Source organism: Streptomyces turgidiscabies Car8 (assembly GCF_000331005.1).
Classification (GTDB): domain Bacteria; phylum Actinomycetota; class Actinomycetes; order Streptomycetales; family Streptomycetaceae; genus Streptomyces; species Streptomyces turgidiscabies.
The window spans coordinates 1-1600 of sequence record NZ_AEJB01000088.1 but is presented as its reverse complement, the minus strand read 5'-3'; the positions used below and the strand labels follow the sequence as shown (position 1 = coordinate 1600).

At 57.1% G+C, this 1600-nt stretch carries 1 rRNA gene; it reads left to right on the top strand.

What is annotated here, in order from left to right:
- Positions 1-17 precede the first annotated feature (17 nt).
- Positions 18-1600, top strand: a 23S ribosomal RNA gene (locus STRTUCAR8_RS05060); the annotation flags it as partial.

The window sequence follows — 1600 nt, the reverse complement described above, 5'->3', positions numbered from 1 at the left end:
TGGACGCGAGCATCTGTGGCCAAGTTTTTAAGGGCGCACGGTGGATGCCTTGGCACCAGGAACCGATGAAGGACGTGGGAGGCCACGATAGTCCCCGGGGAGTCGTCAACCAGGCTTTGATCCGGGGGTTTCCGAATGGGGAAACCCGGCAGTCGTCATGGGCTGTCACCCACATCTGAACACATAGGGTGTGTGGAGGGAACGCGGGGAAGTGAAACATCTCAGTACCCGCAGGAAGAGAAAACAACCGTGATTCCGGGAGTAGTGGCGAGCGAAACCGGATGAGGCCAAACCGTATACGTGTGAGACCCGGCAGGGGTTGCGTATGCGGGGTTGTGGGATCTCTCTTTCACAGTCTGCCGGCTGTGAGGCGAGTCAGAAACCGTTGATGTAGGCGAAGGACATGCGAAAGGTCCGGCGTAGAGGGTAAGACCCCCGTAGTCGAAACATCAACGGCTCGTTTGAGAGACACCCAAGTAGCACGGGGCCCGAGAAATCCCGTGTGAATCTGGCGGGACCACCCGTTAAGCCTAAATATTCCCTGGTGACCGATAGCGGATAGTACCGTGAGGGAATGGTGAAAAGTACCGCGGGAGCGGAGTGAAATAGTACCTGAAACCGTGTGCCTACAAGCCGTGGGAGCGTCGCTCATCAAGCTTTGCTTGGTGGGTCGTGACTGCGTGCCTTTTGAAGAATGAGCCTGCGAGTTTGCGGTGTGTTGCGAGGTTAACCCGTGTGGGGAAGCCGTAGCGAAAGCGAGTCCGAATAGGGCGATTCAGTAGCGCGCTCAAGACCCGAAGCGGAGTGATCTAGCCATGGGCAGGTTGAAGCGGAGGTAAGACTTCGTGGAGGACCGAACCCACCAGGGTTGAAAACCTGGGGGATGACCTGTGGTTAGGGGTGAAAGGCCAATCAAACTCCGTGATAGCTGGTTCTCCCCGAAATGCATTTAGGTGCAGCGTCGTGTGTTTCTTGCCGGAGGTAGAGCACTGGATAGGCGATGGGCCCTACCGGGTTACTGACCTTAGCCAAACTCCGAATGCCGGTAAGTGAGAGCACGGCAGTGAGACTGTGGGGGATAAGCTCCATGGTCGAGAGGGAAACAGCCCAGAGCATCGACTAAGGCCCCTAAGCGTACGCTAAGTGGGAAAGGATGTGGAGTCGCACAGACAACCAGGAGGTTGGCTTAGAAGCAGCCACCCTTGAAAGAGTGCGTAATAGCTCACTGGTCTAGTGATTCCGCGCCGACAATGTAGCGGGGCTCAAGCGTACCGCCGAAGTCGTGTCATTCACACAATAGGGCCAACGCCTGTGTGGATGGGTAGGGGAGCGTCGTGTGCCGGGTGAAGCTGCAGCGGAAGCTAGTGGTGGACGGTTCACGAGTGAGAATGCAGGCATGAGTAGCGATACACACGTGGGAAACGTGTGCGCCGATTGACTAAGGGTTCCTGGGTCAAGCTGATCTGCCCAGGGTAAGTCGGGACCTAAGGCGAGGCCGACAGGCGTAGTCGATGGATAACCGGTTGATATTCCGGTACCCGCTGTGAAGCGTCAAACATTGAACCAGGCGATGCTAAGTCCGTGAAGCCGCCCCGGAGCC